We start from the raw sequence: 19,433 nt of genomic DNA, 5'->3' as shown, positions 1-19,433 counted from the left end.
TGCGGAATGCCGGCCTCATAGCTCGTAGTCTCGGGATCGCTAGTTGCGGTAGGTTCGTAGTCTCGTGGGTTGCTGGTTGCGGCGGGCTCGTAGTCTCGCTGATTGCTGGTTGCGGGGCTCTTAGTCTCGTGGGTTGCTGGTTGCGGGGCTCTTAGTCTCGGGGCACAGCCTGCCAGCAACTCACGACTCGATTCCGATGGTGTAACCGCCAGCAGACGGCCACAATTATCGTATCTCCGCCGAACCCCCGACTCCGCGCTGGAATTGTGACGCTATTCATCACATCTCCGCCGACATCCCAACTGCGAGCCGGAATTGTGACGCTAATCAGCACATCTTCGCCGACATTCCGACTGCGAGCCGGAATTGTGACGATATTCATCGCAACTCCGCCGACATCCCGACTGCGAGCCGGAATTGCGACGCTAATCAGCACATCTTCGCCGACATCCCGACTGCGAGCCGGAATTGTGACGCTAATCAGCACATCTTCGCCGACATCCCGACTGCGAGCCGGAATTGTGACGCTAACCATCATATCTACGCCGACATCCCGACTTCGAGCCGGAATTGTGACGCTAATCAACACAACTCCGCCGACATCCCGATGACGTAAAATTGTTTGTGTACCATGTTTTGGAGTCTTACCAAAACAAAAAAAAGTAGGGTATTCTCGGGGTTACGACGCCACCAAGAAGGAGCCCTACTCGATGACTACTATACCCGAAAACATGCTTAACGATCTATTTGAAAATCTTGTCACACAGTTTGTGAAACAGAACATTGAGACGATCATGCGAGCTGAAATCAAACACATGTTGGAGGAGCAGGAAGAACATCAGCGTAATAGCCGGAACGGTTATTACACGCGCACCCTCCACACGAAGTATGGTCACATTGAAGATCTCCAGGTACCACGTGACCGTAATGGCCAATTCCAAACCAGCGTATTCGAGCCGTATCAGCGCCGAGATGGTTGGCTAGAGGAAGCTGTTATTCAGATGTACAAAAGCGGTATGGGCACACGAGACGTCGCCCGTTTCATTGAAAGCATGTTTGGTAGCCAATATTCGCCTACGACCGTCAGTAATATTACAGCGACAGTGTTGGAGGACATTCAAATCTGGTTGCAGCGCCCGCTAAAGAAACGTTACTCGGTTATTTATCTCGACGGTCTTTACGTCAAACTCAAACGCGGCACCGTAAGTGGCGAAGTCGTTTACTTTGCGATGGGGATCGACGAAGATGGTCACCGGCAAATCCTTGGCTTCTACATTGGCGGCCAAGAGAGTTCAAATGGCTGGCGGGAAGTACTCAAAGATCTTTATAAACGCGGGGCGACAGACGTGCTGCTCGGCGTGTTTGACGGCCTGACAGGGCTTGAAGTAGCCTTCCGCGAGACTTACCCGAAAGCCGACGTGCAGCATTGTGTGGTGCACAAAGTCCGTGCTACTTTCCCAAAAATCCGGGTGCAACATCGAACGGAAGTTATCGAGGATATCAAAACGGTTTACACGGCTGAGGACAAAGATCTTGCATTAGCAGCCTTCGACACGGTTTACGCAAAGTGGGGCAAATTGTATCCAAAAGAGATGGAACTTTGGAAGGAGCAACTGCCTACGTTGCTGACCTTTTACAAATTTCCCAGCCTCATCAAGGAAGCCATTTACACTTCCAACCCAATCGAGCGGATGAATAAGGAAATCCGCAAGAGACTCAAGCCGATGAATAGTTTAACGAACATGGATGCGGCAGAGAAGATCGTTTACTTGCAGGCAATCGACTACAACGAACGTAACGAAAGTCGCGCCATACGTGGGTTTGCAGATCCTGAAGTGAAGAAGAAGTTAACCGAGATGTTTGAGGCACGATATTCGGACAAGATAACATCCGAGGAGTAGCGCCACAAAAACCAATCTCCCGCGCCTTCGCTTGAGCTGCGCTCTCCGCCAACTCTAAAACCTAAAATCATGTCCATCATCCCGATGGAAAAACCTACTACACAAACTTCTTGACGCTACCGACATCCCAACTGCGAGCCGGAATTGTGACGCTATTCATCACAGCTCCGCCGACATCCCGACTGTGGGCCGGAATTGTGACGCTATTCATCACACCTTCGCCGAAACTCCGACTTCGAGCCGGAATTGTGACGCTATTCATCACATCTCCGCCGACATCCCGACTTCGAGCCGGAATTGTGACGCTAATCAGCACATCTCCCCCGGAACTCCGACTTCGAGCCGGAATTGTGACGATAATCATCGCAACTCCGCCGGCATCTCAACTGCGAGCCGGAATTGTGACGATAATCATCGCAACTCCGCCGGCATCTCAACTGCGAGCCGGAATTGTGACGATAATCATCACATCTTCGCCAACATCTCAACTGCGAGTCGGAATTGTGACGCTAACCACCACATCTACGCCGACATCCCAACTGCGAGCTTAAGTAGTTGAGACCTTGCCGCTCGCCGAAGCCGCGGCGGCGAGAAGACGACCAATCTCGGGCCCGATATCATCGGGCTCGTTCTTGTAGTTATAGGTGCCGAAGAAAGTTTGCGTGGCGGCTTCGTCAGCGCCGATCAACCGATAGGCCGCAACGGTCTCCGGAGGGGTCGGCACATTTTTCGTCAATTGGCAGCCCATCCGGAAGCGCGACATCAGCTTCTTCTCCATTGCCGACTGGTACCATTCTCCCATCGGTCCCCAATTATCGTTCCATTCATCCGGCTTATGCTCGGACAGAGTCGCGGCCAGCGTCCTTGCTCCAAACAGTGCGTCGTGCATCCCTTGCCCTATCGTAGGATCCTTGAAAGAGAGCGCGTCGCCAACGACGGCCCAGCCTTTCCCCATTCCCCGATAAAAGTCGTTGTCGTAACCGAGCAAGCCCCGAACAGGACCGACAAACTCCGCTCCCCGCACGCGCGCCGGGAGAGTCGTATGCGAAAAGCCTTCTTCGTAGAGATCGCGCATGCCCGCCTCGGGATTCTCCTTGAATCGGCCCAGCCACTGCTCGTCGTTCAATGGGAACATCGCCCCTATGACGAATTGGCCGTCGCTCGTCGGGAACGCAATCGCCCATTTGTCATCCTTCTTGTAAAATTCGACGTGCCGTTCTCCTTCTTGAGCAAAGCCGCTCGCGTAAGCGACATAGGAAGCAAAATCGGTCGGCACCCTCTCCAAGCATTCGCTTCCAGCCAGCTTGCGGATGCTGGACAACCGGCCGTCCGCGCCGACGACCAGCTTTGCGGTAAAGCTCCCGGCATCCCCGGAGCGGTATCGCCCCGCCACTCCCGTTACCGTATCGACATCGCCGTCGCGGAGCAGATCGGTTACGCGAAACCCTTCCAATACGGTAACCCCTCGCTGCGATTTGGCATGCTTAAACAATACGTCGTCAAAATAGACCCGGCGGACGCATAAGCATCCCGATTCTTCTTCCGTCCCCGGAAATCTCCCGTCCAGTACGGCCCCTTCGAAGTTCATATGCGCGCGGCGATAGACCGGAGTCCCCGTTGCGAGCAACGAGTCCAGCACCCCCATCTCCTTGAGCATGGCCACCGTGTTGCCGTAAATATTGTGCGTCGACAGCGTGTCGCTCGGGAACGTTCCGCGATCCAGCAGCAAGACTTCATACCCCGCTCCGGCCAACTCGTAAGCAAGCGCGGAACCGGCCACCCTCGCTCCGACGATAATAACGTCGTATTCCATTCTCATTCCATCGTCTCCTTCCGTCCGCCATCCGGCGAACATCTCTTCGCTTCATCATTGTAGGAAGGGACGAGGCCATATGACCAGTTACGGCAGTCATCGATCCCGTCATGGCGAATCATGACAAGTAAAAGCGTTTCGGCGTCTTTCGTCCCTATTCCCGCCATTCATTCGCATTATGCGGTTGACACGCTGTAGTCATATTTAGCCCAACTCTGGAATCCAATCCGCGAGCCGCTGCTCTCTAACCTGGTTTTGCCCACTTCGAGCGCCACTTTTGAGCAGAATCGTCGAAAAACCCTCTGCAAGCGGGCAAAATCGAACTAGAGCAATACGATGGTGCTGCGAGAAAGAATTAGTTGGGCAAAATCGAGTTGGAGCAACTTGGAGATGCTGCGAGGGGAGTTAGTCAGGCTACATCGAGTTGGAGCAACTTGCAGGTGCTGCGGAAAAGCACGAAAAAAACCGTCCCCGGTCGGAACGGCTTAATTCGCCAACGGATTTAGAACAACGATTCGACCCGAACGGCGCACACTTTGAAGCCGGGCATCCGGCAGGTCGGATCGAGAGCCGGGTTCGTGAGCTTGTTAACGTTCTGCGTGTCTCCCCAATGCATCGGCACGAATACGGTATCTTCCCGAATAGCGCCGGACAGCCTGCAACGGACGACGATCTCACCGCGGCGGGAGGCTACCTTGATCAAAGTCCCTTCCCGTACACCGTGCTTGCGAGCCGTTACCGGATGGATTTCGAGATACGATTCGACGTCCCGGGCGGCCAGCGTATGGCTGCGACGCGTTTGAACGCCGGTCAAGTAATGGGTAAGCACCCGCCCCGTCGTCAAGTTCAAAGGGTAGCTGTCGTCCGTCCGCTCGTCGGGAAAATGAACGGGAACCGGCACCATCTCCGCTTTGCCGTTCGCATGGGCGAACTTCGCTTCAAACATTCTCGGAGAACCCGGGTGATCCACGGACGGGCAAGGCCAATAGATTCCTTCTTCCTTCCGCAGCCTCTCGTACGTAATGCCGTAATAGTCGGCAATTCCGCCTCGGCTTGCAATCCGAAGCTCCTCAAAGATGTCCTCCGACGACTCGTAACGGAAAAAGGAGCCTTTACCCAGTAGTTCCGCCAGCTCGCACAATATGCGCCAATCGTGCTTCGCCTCTCCCGGAACCGGGCGATTCGCAGGACGAAGCAGCACGCGCCCTTCCAGATTCGTCATCGTACCTTCGTTCTCGATGTAGGCCGACACGGGCAGAATCAAATCCGCGAGCCTCGCCGTCTCGGACATGAACATATCGGCAACGACGAGAAAATCGAGCTTCTTCAGCCCTTCCTCCACGAAGTTCGCGTTCGGATTCGAGACGATCGGATTCGAGCCCATGACGAACAAGGAGCGGATTTCCCGGGCGTGAATCTTTTGCATCATCTCATAGGCGGATACGCCCTTGCCCGGCAGCTCGGCAGGCTCAATTCCCCACACGCCCGCGATATAGGCTCGATCCTCGGGGTTCTCGATCAGGCGATAGCCCGGCAGTTGGTCCGCTTTCTGCCCATGCTCCCTGCCGCCTTGACCGTTGCCCTGTCCGGTCACCGCTCCGTAGCCGCAGCCGGGCTTGCCCATGTTGCCGGTCATAAGCGCCATATTAAGAAAGCTCCGCACGGCCATATAGCCGTCGGTCTGCTGCTCGACTCCGCGCGCGGTGAACACCATGGCCGTCGCCGCTTTCCCGAAGGCCAACGCCGCTTGCCTAATCTGCTCGGCGGACACTCCCGTAATATCGGCAATTTCACCTAGATCCAGACTTTCCAGACTTGAGCGGACGTCATCGAACCCGGTCGTCCTCTCGTTCACGAACTTTTCATCGATAAGCCCTTCGTCCAGCAGTACCTTCTGAATGCCTCCGGCAAGCGCGGCATCCATTCCCGGCTTTACCTTCAAATGAAGATCGGCGATCGCCGTCGTCCCCGTCTCGCGCGGATCGATGACGATGAAGTACGTCCCGTTCTCCTTCGCTCTCGTAAAATACGGCATCAGCGTCGGCTGGCACTCCGCAATGTTCGTACCCGCCAAAATAATGCATTTGGCAAGCGGAATGTCGGACATCGGATTGGTCAAGCCGCGATCCGCCCCGAACGTCTTGTTGCCCGCGGAAGCGGCCGCCGACATGCAGAAGCGCCCGTTATAATCGATATATCGCGTTTGGAGCGCAACTCTCGCGAATTTGCCCAGCAAATAAGCCGTCTCATTCGTCAAGGAGCCTCCGCCGTACAGTCCCAACGTATCCGGACCGCCGTTGTCGCTCAGCGCATCGAACTTCCGCTTGATCAGAAGATAGGCTTCCTCCCACGATACCGGAACGAAATGTCCGTCTTTCTTCACGAGAGGCTGCAAAATCCGGTCTCCCGTCAACGCGTGCTGATAGGCGTTCATTCCCTTAATGCACAATCTTCCTTCCGAGGCCGCGTTCAGCTTGGGAACGACCGTATAGACAGGGCGCGCTCCGGAGGCGGCTCTCTCCTCGGTCACTTCCATCTTGCACTGCACGCTGCAAAAAGGACATTGCGTATCGAACGTTTTTCGATCCGCCGATGAGGGCATCGAGGTCGCAGTTATCATGGGATCACCTCCTTATTGGCCGACGGTAACGGCGGTAGCCTGTTGATGGTCGAGCTTGATTCTCGCCAAAAGCTCCTCGCGAACGTCCCGTTGGAATAAGCTCTCGCGAATCGGAATCAAGCCGACCCGTTCGATCCATTGCGCTGTCGTCTCCCGATATCGAGCGTCTTCCCCATACCATTGCGCGAATGCCGAAGCGACATCAAGCACCGCGTCCGGATCGCTCTCGCTATACAGCAATTGCCCTTCGCGGACAAAATCGGTGCCCGAGCCCCCGACGTACACTTCCCAGCCGCCGGGCGTTCCGACGATGCCAAGATCCTTGGCGAGCGTCCCCGCGCGGTGCAGCGGACTTGCCGATACCGCCGCCGAGAAAGCGGCGGGCATCTGCATCGCCTGCAGCCGCTTTTCCAGCCGTGCTCCCATTCCGACCGAGTCCTGCATCGCTTGCCCGTCGAACGACAGCCCTGCGCAGGTGCCGACCGAGCTGACCGCATGCCCGTAAGTATTTTGAGCGTAGGGCATTCCCAGCTCGGCATCGATCAGCTCCGAGAACGGCCCCGCTACGCCGAGCAAATCGAGCGAGGAGGAGCCTAGCTTCACGAGAGGAATATCGTATTTGTCGATCACGTCGGCGATTCGTCGCAATTGCTCCGCATTCGTCACGCCTCCGTACATTCGAGGGGTGACGGCGCGCGCTTCCGCCCCAGGCTCCGCCACGGCTATCCCGCCCAGATAGTATCGTACGGCAGGCTTGCATATCGGACATCCGTCCGCCCTCGCCCAGCCGAGTCCAGCCATCGCTTCCGATACCGAGCGATAAGCCCCCCCGCGCAAAGCCGTCTTCAGCTCTTCGTGATCCATCGTCGTACAGCCGCATACGGCTTCCTTCGGTTTTTCCGACGCCGCGTCCGGATGGGCAAGCGTATAGGCGAGAATGCCGGAAACGAGAGGCTTGCAGCCGCCGCATGAGCTGGACGCCTTCGTGCAAGCGCGCACTTCCTCGAACGTCTGCAAGCCGTCGCAGCGAATCGCCTCCATAATAGCGCCTTTCGTCACGCCATTGCAGGAGCATACCGTTTCCTTGTCGGGCATCGCGGCAATGCGCTCTTCCTCGGAGGACCCCGAAGCGGATACCGGCTCTTCGAGAACGGACACGTCCGCGCCTTGCTTAATATAAGAAAGCAGCTTGTTCCCCTCGCTGCTGTCCCCGTACAGCACGGCTCCCACGATCTTGCCGTCCCGCATCGTCACCTTTTTGTATGTCAGACGTTTACCGTCATAAATCTTTAATGCCGTTTCCGCTTCGGAATCGCGGATTTCGCCGGCGGAGAACACTTCGACCCCCGATACCTTCAACTGCGAATAGAGAATCGAGCCCGCGTAGCCTTCGGTATCCATTTTGCAAATTTCCTTCGCCAGCACTTTCCCTTGCTCATAGAGGGGAGCGACCAACCCGTACACCATGCCTCGGTGCTCCGCGCATTCGCCTACGGCGTATACGCCGGGCACGCTCGTCCGCATGCGATCGTCGACGACGATCGCCCGGTTCACTTCGATTCCGCCGTCCTTAGCCAATTGCACGTGCGGACGCACGCCGACCGCGATGACGACAAGATCCGCCGCCACCTTCGTGCCATCCTTGAACAGAAGCCCTTCGACGCGTTTTTTGCCAAGAACCATCTCGGTCTGCTTCTCGAGCAGGAAGCGCATCCCTTGGCGTTCCAGCTCCGTCTTCAACATCTGGGCGGAAGTCGGAGTCAGCTGCCGCTCCATCAAATGCTTGTATATATGCACGACGTGAACGCTCATGCCCAGATTGAGCAGGCCGCGAGCCGCTTCCAGTCCGAGCAAGCCTCCGCCGATTACAACCGCATTTTTGTACTTTCTCGAAGCAGCCATCATTTTATTGCAATCGTTAATGTCGCGAAACGCCGTCACGCCCGGTTTGTCGGCACCCGGAAGCGGCAGCATGAAAGGCAGCGACCCGGTCGCAAGAATGAGCTTATCGTAAGGAACGCTCCTGCCGGAATCGCTGACGACTCTGCGCTGCTCGGTATCGATATGGGTAACGGTCTCGCCCGTAAATAAAGCAATACCGTTATCGGAGTACCATTTGCGATCGTTGATCGTAATATCCTCGACCTTCGTGTCTCCCTGAAGCACCTTGGAGAGCATGATCCGATTGTAGTTAGGATGGGGTTCGCTTCCGAAAATGGTGATGTCGAAGGCGTCCGGCGACAGCTTCAATATTTCTTCCACGCAGCGGACGCCCGCCATGCCGTTGCCCACCAAGACGAGCTTTTGTTTGCTCATGCAAGCGATACCTCCATGCATCTTTCCGTGAGAAGGATGCCTTATACTAGTAACCGGGTCCGTCAGGCCGCCGCCGCGCGTCCCGCCGTCTTCATCTTTTTGGCGGCGTAATGAATGGTCAGGCATAGACAAGCGAACAAGGCGAGCAAGACGAAGCCTCCCGCGAACGTTCCCGTCGCGTTCTCGATCATGCCGAGCACAATCGGAGGAAAAAAGCCGCCAACGCCGCCCGCCGCCCCGACGATTCCGGTGACCGCGCCGGTGTTGCCCGACGAAACCTTCGGAACCATCTGGAACACCGCGCCGTTGCCAAGTCCGAGGAGCGCTCCCGTCACGAGACAGCATAGGCCGAACGCGGTCAGGTGATGAAGCGCGGCTCCGATAGCGAGCGAGCTAAGCACGATGCCTCCGAATACGATCGTCAGCACCTTGCCGGATCCGATCCGGTCCGCCAGCCAGCCGCCTAACGGTCGAATAAGCGTAGCGACGAGAACGAAGGCGGCCGTCCGCAGACCGGCCTCGGTCGCCGGCATATCGAACAATTCCTTCAATAACGTAGGCAAGTAGACGCTGAAAGCGACGAAGCCGCCGAAGGTCAGGAAATAATAGATGGATAAATACCACGTCGTCCGATGCCGCAGAACGGACATCGACTGCCTGAACGTTCGAACCGCCCCTTGCTTCGGCATCTCCTTCGCTCCGAGGACGAATATCGCGGCGACGACGGTAATCATAACCGCCAGTATGCGGAAAGTCGCGTCCAACCCGTAGCGGTCGACCAGAATGGGAGCTAGGAAGCTGGAAGCGGCAACGCCCAGATTGCCTAGACCGGCCAGCCCGAGAATAAACCCTTGCCGCTCCGGCGAATACCACCTGGACACGTAAGTGAGCGATACCGCGAACGTCGTTCCGCCCATTCCGGCAAGTACGGCGCAGAGGAGCAGCATCCCGTAAGAGGATGCCGCGCTTGCCAGAAGCAGCGGAACGATGAGGAACAGCATCGTCGCCGCGAACGTCTTTTTGCCGCCGAACCGATCCGTATAGATGCCCATCGGAATCCGCAGCACCGAGCCGAGCAGAACGGGAGCGGCGACCAGGACGCTTTTCTCGATCGTCGTCAGCCCGTACATTTCCTGGATCCGGGTCGCCAGAGGCGAGAACAGGTTCCATACGACGAACGAAGCCGACATGGCAAGCGTCGAAAAAAGTAATGCGCGTGTAGAGTCCCGGTTGTTCATGCTCCTTGTCTCCTCGCTATGCAGAATCCATCAAGATGCTTGCGACTCTTCGTTAAGGTGGAGCCACATATCGCCCGTCGCTTCATCCACATCGATACGGAACGTCGTTACGCAGCCTTCGTCGGGCTCCTGAACGAGCCCGTCTTTCAGGTTGATCTTCCAGTCGTGCAGCGGACAGAACACGTGATGGTCGCACACGATGCCTTCGGACAGCTTGCCGTTCTTGTGAGGGCAGCGATTCTCGATCGCTTTGATCGAGCCCCCGACAGCTTGAAGAGGGCTACCTCTATCCCTTCGATATGAACGACGCGGGATCTTTTCTCCGCGATTTCCGATATGTGGCCGACATTGAATCGTTTCATGCGCAGCTTCCTTTCTATCCTCGATTAACGTACGGCAGGCTCGCCGGCTATGGGCACGAAGTTGCGGTTCAGCTCTTGCTTCTCGATAATTTCTTTCCATGGGTCCTTCGTCAGGCTAAGCGTCTTCTCGATTCGCTCGACAAGCTCCGCCCGGTCTTCTTGCTTCTCCAGCGCGGCTTTGATCGTATCGAGGCCGACCCGTTCCACCCATTCGCTCGTCCGCTCGTTGTACTTGCCGGTCTCGCGATAATATTGCAAGTAGGCTCCCGCCCACTCCAGCACTTCCTCTTCCGTCTTCACCTTGCACAGCAGATCGGTGGCGCGAAGCTTCGTTCCCCCGTTGCCTCCGACGTGAAGCTCCCAGCCGCCGTCGATGGCGACGACGCCGAAATCCTTGATGTTCGACTCCGCGCAATTCCGAGGGCATCCCGATACGGCCATCTTCACTTTGGCCGGAGTATTCAAGCGCTCAAACTTCTTCTCCAGATCGATTCCCATCTGGATCGAATCCTGGGTGCCGAACCGGCAGAACGTCGAGCCGACGCAAGTCTTGACCGTCCGCAACGCTTTGCCGTACGCATAACCCGACGGCATGTCGAGATCCGCCCACATTTTCGGCAAATCTTCTTTCTTCACCCCGAGCAGGTCGATCCGCTGCCCGCCGGTCATCTTCACGAGAGGAACGTCGTACTTCACCGCTACCTCGGCTATTTTCTTTAGATCGGCAGGCGTCGTCACTCCGCCGTACATCCGCGGAACGACGGAGTACGTGCCGTCCTTCTGAATGTTCGCGTGGTTGCGCTCGTTCACGAACCGCGACTCCCGCTCCTCTTCATGCTCCTCCGGCCATACCATGCCGAGGTAATAGTTAAGCGCCGGACGGCATTTCGAGCAGCCTTCCGCATTGTTCCAGCCGAGCACGTTCATAACTTCCTTCGAAGTGGTGAGATGCATCGCCTTGATCGACTCGACGACTTCGTCGCGCCCAAGCGTCGTACAGCCGCAGATGCCTTCCTTCACCGTCTTAACGCCATCCGCCCCGAGCACGTAGGTCAGCACATCGGCTACCAGCGGCTTGCAGCCTCCGCAGGAGCCGGACGCTTTCGTGCAAGCCTTAATATCGTTGACGCTTGCGCACCCTTTTTCGTTGATCGCTTGAACGATGGCACCTTTGCTAACACCATTGCAGCCGCAGACGATTTCATCGTCCGCCATGGAAGCGACCAGCTCGACGCCCGATTTGGCCGAACCCCCGCCTCCGGCGCCGAGAAGCACTTCCTTCTCGCGTCCGGTCACGTCTTCCTCGCTGCGAATCATCGCGAACAATCTGGAGCCGTCGCTCGTATCTCCGAAGAGCACCGAGCCGATGACTTTGCCGCCGCGAAGCACAATTTTTTTATAGACGCCGCCGATTTCGTCCTGCACCCGAATCGCCCGAGTGTCCGGAGCGTCCGTGAACATCCCGGCGGAAAATACGTTGACGCCGGACACCTTCAGCTTCGTCGAGGTGACGGAGCCTTGGTAGCCCTTCGTCTCCGCTCCGGCCAGGCGCTTCGCGAGCACCGCGCCTTGCTCGTAGAGAGGAGCGACAAGGCCGTAAGCGATCCCCCGGTGCTCGGCGCATTCGCCGACGGAGTAGACGTTCGGCGCGCTCGTCTCCAGGTAATCGTTGACCACGATGCCGCGATTGACCTCGATGCCGCTCGCCTTCGCCAAAGCCACGTTAGGTTTAATACCGACGGCCATAACGATAAGATCCGCTTGCTCTTCCGATCCGTCCGTAAACCGCAGACCGGTTACCCGCTTTTTGCCCAGAATGGATTCCGAGTTTTTCGACAGCAGGAATCTCATCCCTTGGGATTCCAGCTCTTTGCGAAGCATAATCGAAGCCGGCTCATCCAGTTGTCGCTCCATCAAATAAGGATTGATATGGACGACCGACACTTCCATGTTCAGGTTAAGCAATCCGCGCGCCGCCTCGAGTCCGAGCAGCCCGCCTCCGATAACGATCGCTTTACGATATTTTTTGGCCGTCTCGATCATCGTCTCGCAGTCTTTGATGTCGCGGAAGGCGATGACGCCTTCTTTGTCTGCGCCAGGGAGCGGAAGCATGAACGGCAAGGATCCGGTAGCGATAATGAGCTCGTCGTAAGGAACGCTGATTCCGCCGTCCGTGCTGACGAGCTTGTTCTGTTGATCGATTCGAGTGACCGTCTGGCCGGTGTGCAGCGTGATGTGATTTTCTTCGTACCACGACCAATCGTTAATGACGATATCCTGCATGTCGGCATCGCCCGCCAGAACCGAAGACAGCAATATCCGGTTGTAGTTAGGATGCGGCTCGCTTCCGAAAATCGTAATGTCATAACGATTCGGAGCAAGCTTCAGCATCTGTTCGACGCAGCTAACGCCAGCCATCCCATTGCCTACAAGCACCAGCTTCTTTTTCATGCCATCCACTCCCAAGGTTTTTCCTATCATATCATGTCATGTATTAGCCATTTTAACCATTTATATCGCATAGCGATATTTCTTATGTCATGAATAATAACATATAATTTCTGAAAATGGAAGTTGCCTCCCCGTTATTTCTATTTTTCAGACGATTTTGATGTCAGGTGTAACGTTATGTGACAATTGCATAATGAATTCCGCTTATTTCAACCAAGCTTCTGGCGAATGGTAATAACCCAGTTGTTTCAAGACCATACTAATCGACGGAGTTACCCATGCGTCCAAATGGCTGGCTTGGGAAAAACAGCGTCTTTATCAACGAGGAGGAGGCGAATGCCGGTTGGAGGCGCGAAAAAAATGGGACCTCGCATCCATCGCGACAATCCCGCTTACGATGACGCTGGCCAATTCCATGCTTATCCCCGTGCTGCCGGACATGCAAAAGGCGCTGGGCATCAGCGCCTTGAAGGCCAGCCTATTCATAACCGTCTACGCTGTCGTCGCCATCGTTTTTATTCCCGTCACCGGTTACTTGTCCGATCGCTTCGGCAGAAAAAAGATCATCCTTCCCGGCTTGCTGCTCGTAGCCGCAGCCGGGGCGTTCGCCGGATGGGCCGCCTTGTCTTTTAAAACCCCCTATTCCGCTCTGATCTCTGCCAGAATGCTTCAAGGGCTGGGGGCGGCTGCCAGTTTTCCCATCGTGCTTCCCTTGGTCGGCGATTTGTTCCGGCGTGAGGAGGATGTCAGCACCGGGCTCGGCATCGTCGAGACATCCAATACGTTCGGCAAGGTGCTCAGTCCGATTGTCGGCTCCGCGCTCGCGCTATGGGTCTGGTACGCGCCTTTTTTCGCGATTCCGGCTTTCAGCCTGCTGTCTTTCGTCATGGTCGCCTTCTTTGTCAAAGCTCCAAAACCGGCCGATTCGTCCGGCGGGCAGAAGAATCCAAACAATCAAAAGCCGCAGCGGCAACAAGCCAAACCCGATCAGCAAAAACAAAGCCCCAAAGCGTTCGTCCGGCAAATCGCCGCCCTGTTCCGCGAGCAAGGACGCTGGCTATATGCGACGTTCGCGGTCGGCGGAATCGCTATGTTTCTCGTATTCGGTTCCTTGTTTTATTTGTCCGAGACGCTCGAGGAGAGAAGCGTTCACGGCATCGCAAAAGGCGCCGTTCTGGCCATTCCTCTGGCGGCGCTGTGCACGGCTTCTTTTTGGGCGGGCAAGTGGATCGGCAAAAGCAAACCGAGGATGAAATGGGGATGCTTCGGGGGCTGGTGTGCGCGACCGCCGCCTTGTCGGCACTCGCACTGACAGGCAAGACCGGCTCCGTCTGGCTGGTCGGCATGCTTACGCTTGCCCTGGCCGGGATCGGCATCGGCTTGCCGGGTCTGGATGCCTTGCTGACCGAAGGAATCGACAAAAAAGCGCGTGGCACCGTCACCTCCTTCTACAGCAGCATGCGGTTCGTCGGGGTAGCTGCCGGCCCTCCGCTCGGCGCCGTTCTTATCGGACACTCCATGAACGCTTTGTTCTATACGCTCGCCGCAGCCTGTCTGGCCGACGCCTTGCTGACCTTGTTCGCCATACGGCCCGATCCGGGGAAACCGTGAAAGCCCGAATATCCGGCAGACGCGGTTTCCGCAACTGGACAAAGCAACAATCCGCAAACACCAGGAGCGTTCTCATCGCTTGAAATCCGCAATGACGAGGACATCCATATGCCTGCCGCGCTCAAGCACGGTTTTCACCACGGACTTGCGCAGCAGCGGCTCCCACCATTTTCGCGACGATTGGCCGATAACCATCTGGGTGCTCCGGTATTCATTCGCCTTAAGCATCAGCATATCCGGCACCCGGTTGCGGGATTCGACCCGCTCCATCTCGAACTTGCCGCCCAACCGAACCGTCATTTCCCTTAAGGCGCGCACCCTTCTCTCCAATTCTCCGCGAAGCTCTCTTCCCGAATGAACGTAAAGAACGCGCCATTCCGCCTTTAAGCGATGGGCGATCCGAAATCCGCGCCGGATGAGACGCTCCGCGTTGCCGCTCGTCGTTACGCAGACGAAGATGACTTCCCTTCTGCCGTAAGGCCCTCGCAAGGAACCGTTCCGCTCCCAGGCTTCCAGCCGTTCGTCTACGTCGTCCGCAATTTCGCGAAGGGCAAGCTCGCGCAGCGCGATAAGGTTTCCCGTCTTGAAAAAGTGGTCCAGCGCCTGCTCCACTTTATTCATCGCGTAAATGCGGCCTTCGCGCAGCCTCTCCTGCAAAGCTTTGGGCGTGACGTCGATCAACTCCACCTCGTCCGCAAGCCGAAGGATGCCGTCCGGAACCGTTTCCCTCACCCGGACTCCCGCAATCTGCTCCACCGCGTCGTTCAAGCTTTCGAGGTGCTGCACGTTCAAGGTGGCAATGACGGAAATACCCGCGTCCAGCACCTCCAGCACATCCTCGTATCGCTTCTTGTTTTTGCTGCCGTGCACGTTCGTATGGGCCAGCTCGTCGATGAGAACGACTTCCGGATTGCGGGCGATGATCGCAGGAACGTCCATCTCCTCCAGCTTCGTTCCCCGATAATCGTAGACGGAACGCGGAATCGCCGGCAGAGATCCGACTTGCGCGATCGTCTCCTCCCGTCCGTGCGTTTCCAAATAACCGATGACCGCATCGATGCTTTTGCGGAGCAGGTCGTTTCCTTCCCTCAGCATCCTGTACGTTTTCCCTACCCCGGGCGCCGCGCCGATGTACACTTTGAATTTGCCGCGCCTCATCTTCTCGATCTTCCGCTCTATCTCTTGGGCGCTCAGCCTCCGATAGGGCTCCGACGGCGCAGGCTGCGGAGCTCTCGACTTGGCCGGCAGCACCCGTTCCCCTTCATGATCGGCCCGGTCCGCAATGAAGAACACGTCGATATTGCTCGCCCGCCTCAAAATTCCGTTCACGACCGAGCCGTTCCACAGCTCCTGCCACCGGCTCTGCTTGGAATGCCCGAGCACGATGCAGGTGACATTATTCACCGTAGCATAGCGAATGAGCTCTTTAGGCAGCTTTCGGCGGGAAGGCAACGGAACTTCCTCGAATTTCGCGCCGATTTTTTCCGTCAGCTTCGCGATCGACTGCTTGAAGGCGCCCGCTTCCTTGGACGGAGCTTTGCCCCTGCGCGGCTTAACAAACGTGACGACCATCAGGTCGCCCCCGAGCCTGCGCGCGATTTGCTGGCCGCGACGGATATAGATCGATCCGTTCCAATGGTATTGGGCGGACACGAGAATTCGCTCGGCGGCTCCCGATGCCCCTTGCAGCCCCTGCTCCTCGCGATGCTTCTCCAGCGATTCGTTCACGTCCTCGGCCATGAGCCGGAGAGCGAGCTCGCGCAGCTTGCCGACGTTGCCTCGCTTTAGAAAGCCGGGGTCCTTGACGCCCCCGAGATTGCCTTCCTCCAACCGCTTCAATATCGTCTCGGGGCTGACGTCGATAAGCCGCACCTCGTCGGCAAGCTCCAGCGTGTCCGCCGGGATCGTCGCTTCGGCTTCGATGCCGGTCAGCTTGCGGGCAAGCTGGGTCACTCCCTCCAGCTCGTAGGCGTTAACCGTCGCGATAACGCCGATACCTTGACCAAGCAGCACTCGAATATCGTCCAGACGCGTACGACGCTCGGCTCCCGGACGGTTCCGGTGCGCCAGTCCGTCGACCAGCACGACCTCGGGATTGCGCTTCAGCAGCGCGTCTACGTCGAGATCTTTTTTCTCCTCGTCTCCCTGCATCCAGTGAATGCTCGGCACCCGATCCAAACCGGCCAGCTGCTCCACCGTCTCCGGCCTGCGCTTCGTGGACACGGCGCAGGCGACGACATCGATGCCCCGGTCCTTGAGCTTCTGCCCTTCGTTCAGCATTTGGTACGTCTTGCCCGATCCGCTGACCGCCCCGATATAGACCTTCAGACGACCGCGCTGAATTCGATAAATGGAGTACAACAACTCTTCTGGCGTCTTGCGGCGAAAACTATCCATTACGGCACCTCCCCCAAGGAACGCGAACGCCCCGCAGCACCCTGACGGGCCGGCGGGGTTCGCACAGCTTCTCTATTTGAACCAAGTTTGTAAATCGATATTCAACCTCAGCACGTTGACTCTTGGCTCTCCGAACAACCCGAGGTCGCGGCCTTCGGTGTGCTTGTCGACCAGCTTCTCCAGATCGGCCGCCGCAATGCCGGTCAGCTTGCTGATTCTCGGAATTTGCACCTCCGCCGACTGCGGCGTAATATGCGGGTCGAGCCCGGAGCCCGAGTTAGTAATAAGCGCGATCGGCAGCTTGCCGATCGGAACGTCCGGATTGGCCGTTTGCCATGCTTCAATGGAATCCTTCGTCCGCTTCAGCATATCCGGATTGGATGGCGCGTAATTGTTCGACCCCGATGCTTCCGCCTTGTTGTCGATGCTGGACACCCGGCCTTGGAAATATTTGGGGTCGGTGAACGTTTGCCCGATCAATTCCGAGCCGACCGTCTTGCCCGCTGCGTCCTCGATCAAGCTGCCGTTGGCATGACCGGGCATTAGCGCTTGAGCCAATCCGGTACAAGCAAGCGGATAGACGATTCCGCACAATACGATGAATACGATAGCGGCTCGAACGGTAATCAGGAGAGATGAACCTTCCGACGGTTTTTCGCTCGTTGCGTGCATTAACATTGCCTCCTTCTAATCTATACCCACAAATGAACGAATAGATCGATAAGCTTGATCCCGATGAACGGCACGATAACGCCGCCGAGTCCGTAGACGACGAGATTCCGCCCAAGAAGCCTTGACGCGCTCATCGGCTTGTAGGCGACGCCTTTCATCGCCAGCGGGATAAGCAGCGGAATAATAATCGCGTTAAAAATTAATGCCGATAAGATCGCGGACTGCGGAGAGCCGAGGCCCATGACGTTCAACGCGTTCATCTCCGGGATCGCCAGGATGAACATCGCCGGAATGATGGCAAAATATTTCGCAATATCGTTAGCGATGCTGAACGTCGTCAGCGCCCCGCGAGTCATGAGCAGCTGCTTGCCGATTGCGACGACTTCGATGATCTTCGACGGGTCGGAGTCGAGATCGACCATGTTGGCCGCTTCCTTCGCGGCGACCGTGCCGCTGTTCATCGCCAGGCCGACATCGGCCTGGGCGAGTGCGGGAGCATCGTTCGTGCCGTCGCCCGTCATGGCGACCAGCTTGCCTTCCGCTTGCTCGCGGCGGATGACGGCGATTTTGTCCTCCGGCTTGCTCTCGGCGATGAAGTCGTCGACTCCTGCTTCGCGGGCAATCGTCGCCGCCGTCAACGGATTGTCGCCCGTACACATGATCGTCTTGATGCCCATTCGGCGGAGCTGCTCGAACCGCTCGCTCATGCCGGGCTTAACCGTGTCCTTCAAATAGATGAGACCGTAGATTCGGCTATCGACCGCGACCGCCAGAGGCGTTCCGCCTTCTCGCGCGATCCGGTCGCTTGCGGCGTCCAAATCAGCCGGAACTTCGCCTCCTTGGGCAATCACCCATTTTTTAACCGCATCGACGGCTCCTTTTCGTACTTTTCGGCCGTCCGGCAGGTCGATGCCGCTCATCCGCGTCTCCGCTTTGAATTCGATGAATTCGCCGCCCTCCGCGAGCGATTCATCGTAGCGAAGCAGCTGTTTCTTCATTAGTTCGAGCACCGAGCGGCCTTCCGGCGTCTCGTCCCGCAAGGAGCCGACGGCGGCCCATCCGGCCGTATCCCGCAGACTTTCCTTGCCGACTGCGACGAATTCGCTGGCCATCCGATTTCCGAAGGTGATCGTTCCTGTCTTATCGAGAATCATCGTATTAATGTCGCCGGCAGCTTCGACAGCCTTGCCTGACATCGCCAGCACATTGAATTGCGTAACGCGGTCCATCCCCGCGATACCGATCGCGGACAGAAGGCCGCCGATCGTCGTCGGAATGAGGCAGACGAGCAGCGCAATCAGAACGGGAATCTGAAGCTCGATGTCGAGATAGTCGGCCATCGGCGCGAGAGTGACGACCACGATCAGGAAAATAATCGTGAGACTCGTCAACAGCGTGCTGAGCGCCAGCTCATTCGGCGTCTTCTGCCGCTTCGCGCCTTCGACAAGCGAGATCATCCGGTCAAGGAACGATTCGCCGGGATCGGCCGCAATTCGAACGACGATCCGGTCGCTGACGACACGGGTACCTCCCGTTACCGAGCTGAAGTCGCCGCCCGCCTCCTTGATGACCGGCGCCGATTCGCCGGTAATGGCCGATTCGTCGACGGAAGCGAGTCCGGAGATCACTTCGCCGTCTCCCGGAATCATTTCGCCCTGGGCGACGACTACGATGTCGCCCTTGCGAAGCTCGGCGGAGGAGACGAGCTTGATCCCGTTCCCGACCATTTTGTTAGCGGTTATATCCTTCTTCGTCTTCTTAAGCGAATCCGCCTGCGCCTTGCCCCGGCCTTCGGCCAGCGCTTCCGCGAAGTTCGCGAACAGAACGGTCAGGAGCAGGATGAGAAACACCGTTATATTAAAACCAATATCGTCCTCCGTATGGAAGTACCCAGGAAAAACCGTCATCAGAAGCACAATCAGCGTTCCAATCTCGACGACGAACATGACCGGATTCTTCATCATCGTCAGGGGATTCAATTTCACGAAGCTGTCTTTGATCGCGCTGCGCACGATAGAGGGCGTCAGCATCGATTGGCGAGTTTTTTTCATC

The 19,433-nt window shown here is 57.1% G+C and carries 12 protein-coding genes and 1 pseudogene; 3 read left to right on the top strand and 10 right to left on the bottom strand.

Annotation, left to right across the window (positions count from 1 at the left end; translation table 11 throughout):
• Positions 1 to 151: 151 nt before the first annotated feature.
• Positions 152 to 586: a hypothetical protein gene (locus tag D3H35_RS15675; RefSeq protein WP_119150214.1), complete on the bottom strand. Its 435-nt coding sequence runs from the start codon at positions 584 to 586 to the stop codon at positions 152 to 154.
• A 124-nt stretch (positions 587 to 710) separates the two neighbouring features.
• On the opposite strand from D3H35_RS15675, the gene D3H35_RS15670 reads away from it, so the two are divergent.
• Positions 711 to 1,901, top strand: a complete 1,191-nt coding sequence (locus tag D3H35_RS15670; protein ID WP_119150055.1) for an IS256 family transposase — start codon at positions 711 to 713, stop codon at positions 1,899 to 1,901.
• A gap of 547 nt (positions 1,902 to 2,448) precedes the next feature.
• On the opposite strand, the gene D3H35_RS15660 is transcribed toward D3H35_RS15670, so the two are convergent.
• The 6 genes and pseudogenes from D3H35_RS15660 to nirB (D3H35_RS15635) form a co-directional block, all read right to left on the bottom strand.
• On the bottom strand, positions 2,449 to 3,720 hold the full coding sequence (locus D3H35_RS15660) for an NAD(P)/FAD-dependent oxidoreductase (protein ID WP_119151176.1): 1,272 nt from the start codon (positions 3,718 to 3,720) through the stop codon (positions 2,449 to 2,451).
• A 496-nt stretch (positions 3,721 to 4,216) separates the two neighbouring features.
• The gene (gene nasC, locus D3H35_RS15655; protein ID WP_119150212.1) at positions 4,217 to 6,334 is read right to left on the bottom strand and encodes an assimilatory nitrate reductase catalytic subunit NasC; all 2,118 of its coding nucleotides are present in this window, start codon (positions 6,332 to 6,334) and stop codon (positions 4,217 to 4,219) included.
• A gap of 12 nt (positions 6,335 to 6,346) precedes the next feature.
• Positions 6,347 to 8,650, bottom strand: a complete 2,304-nt coding sequence (gene nirB / locus D3H35_RS15650; protein WP_119150211.1) for a nitrite reductase large subunit NirB — start codon at positions 8,648 to 8,650, stop codon at positions 6,347 to 6,349.
• Positions 8,651 to 8,712: 62 nt separating this feature from the next.
• A complete protein-coding gene (locus D3H35_RS15645) occupies positions 8,713 to 9,888 on the bottom strand; it encodes an MFS transporter (protein ID WP_147355857.1) in 1,176 nt (391 codons plus the stop codon).
• A gap of 30 nt (positions 9,889 to 9,918) precedes the next feature.
• Positions 9,919 to 10,250, bottom strand: a pseudogene (gene nirD, locus D3H35_RS15640) (nitrite reductase small subunit NirD).
• Between the two features lie 24 nt (positions 10,251 to 10,274).
• Positions 10,275 to 12,701, bottom strand: coding sequence for a nitrite reductase large subunit NirB (nirB, locus tag D3H35_RS15635; protein WP_119150210.1), 2,427 nt, complete (start codon positions 12,699 to 12,701; stop codon positions 10,275 to 10,277).
• A gap of 343 nt (positions 12,702 to 13,044) precedes the next feature.
• Here nirB (D3H35_RS15635) and D3H35_RS15630 point away from each other — a divergent pair, with 343 nt between their 5' ends.
• Positions 13,045 to 14,013, top strand: coding sequence for an MFS transporter (locus D3H35_RS15630; RefSeq protein ID WP_233567959.1), 969 nt, complete (start codon positions 13,045 to 13,047; stop codon positions 14,011 to 14,013).
• Complete coding sequence (locus D3H35_RS32490) at positions 13,962 to 14,312, top strand: MFS transporter (protein WP_233567958.1); 351 nt, start codon at positions 13,962 to 13,964, stop codon at positions 14,310 to 14,312. The genes D3H35_RS15630 and D3H35_RS32490 overlap by 52 nt, the downstream gene beginning before the upstream one ends.
• A 72-nt stretch (positions 14,313 to 14,384) precedes the next feature.
• Here D3H35_RS32490 and D3H35_RS15625 read toward each other — a convergent pair whose 3' ends face one another.
• The 3 genes from D3H35_RS15625 to kdpB all read right to left on the bottom strand — a co-directional run bounded on the left by D3H35_RS15625 (position 14,385) and on the right by kdpB (position 19,432).
• Positions 14,385 to 16,709, bottom strand: a complete 2,325-nt coding sequence (locus D3H35_RS15625; RefSeq protein WP_119150209.1) for a histidine kinase — start codon at positions 16,707 to 16,709, stop codon at positions 14,385 to 14,387.
• A 72-nt stretch (positions 16,710 to 16,781) separates the two neighbouring features.
• Positions 16,782 to 17,381, bottom strand: a complete 600-nt coding sequence (gene kdpC / locus D3H35_RS15620; protein WP_233567957.1) for a potassium-transporting ATPase subunit KdpC — start codon at positions 17,379 to 17,381, stop codon at positions 16,782 to 16,784.
• A 20-nt stretch (positions 17,382 to 17,401) separates the two neighbouring features.
• Positions 17,402 to 19,432: a potassium-transporting ATPase subunit KdpB gene (kdpB, locus tag D3H35_RS15615; RefSeq protein WP_119151174.1), complete on the bottom strand. Its 2,031-nt coding sequence runs from the start codon at positions 19,430 to 19,432 to the stop codon at positions 17,402 to 17,404.
• Between the last annotated feature and the right edge of the window lies 1 nt (position 19,433).

The sequence above is a fragment of the Cohnella faecalis genome (assembly GCF_003570905.1).
Lineage (GTDB): Bacteria > Bacillota > Bacilli > Paenibacillales > Paenibacillaceae > Cohnella > Cohnella faecalis.
This window is presented reverse-complemented; position numbering and strand designations above follow the sequence as displayed.

What these genes read in the sequence shown, in the direction of transcription:
- D3H35_RS15670 (WP_119150055.1), top strand. Translation starts at nt 711, where the DNA reads ATGACTACTATACCCGAAAACATGCTTAACGATCTATTTGAAAATCTT.
- D3H35_RS15625 (WP_119150209.1), bottom strand. Translation starts at nt 16,709, where the DNA reads ATGGATAGTTTTCGCCGCAAGACGCCAGAAGAGTTGTTGTACTCCATT.
- nirB (WP_119150210.1), bottom strand. Translation starts at nt 12,701, where the DNA reads ATGAAAAAGAAGCTGGTGCTTGTAGGCAATGGGATGGCTGGCGTTAGC.
- kdpC (WP_233567957.1), bottom strand. Translation starts at nt 17,381, where the DNA reads ATGCACGCAACGAGCGAAAAACCGTCGGAAGGTTCATCTCTCCTGATT.
- D3H35_RS32490 (WP_233567958.1), top strand. Translation starts at nt 13,962, where the DNA reads ATGCTTCGGGGGCTGGTGTGCGCGACCGCCGCCTTGTCGGCACTCGCA.
- nirB (WP_119150211.1), bottom strand. Translation starts at nt 8,650, where the DNA reads ATGAGCAAACAAAAGCTCGTCTTGGTGGGCAACGGCATGGCGGGCGTC.
- nasC (WP_119150212.1), bottom strand. Translation starts at nt 6,334, where the DNA reads ATGATAACTGCGACCTCGATGCCCTCATCGGCGGATCGAAAAACGTTC.
- D3H35_RS15645 (WP_147355857.1), bottom strand. Translation starts at nt 9,888, where the DNA reads ATGAACAACCGGGACTCTACACGCGCATTACTTTTTTCGACGCTTGCC.
- kdpB (WP_119151174.1), bottom strand. Translation starts at nt 19,432, where the DNA reads ATGAAAAAAACTCGCCAATCGATGCTGACGCCCTCTATCGTGCGCAGC.
- D3H35_RS15660 (WP_119151176.1), bottom strand. Translation starts at nt 3,720, where the DNA reads ATGAGAATGGAATACGACGTTATTATCGTCGGAGCGAGGGTGGCCGGT.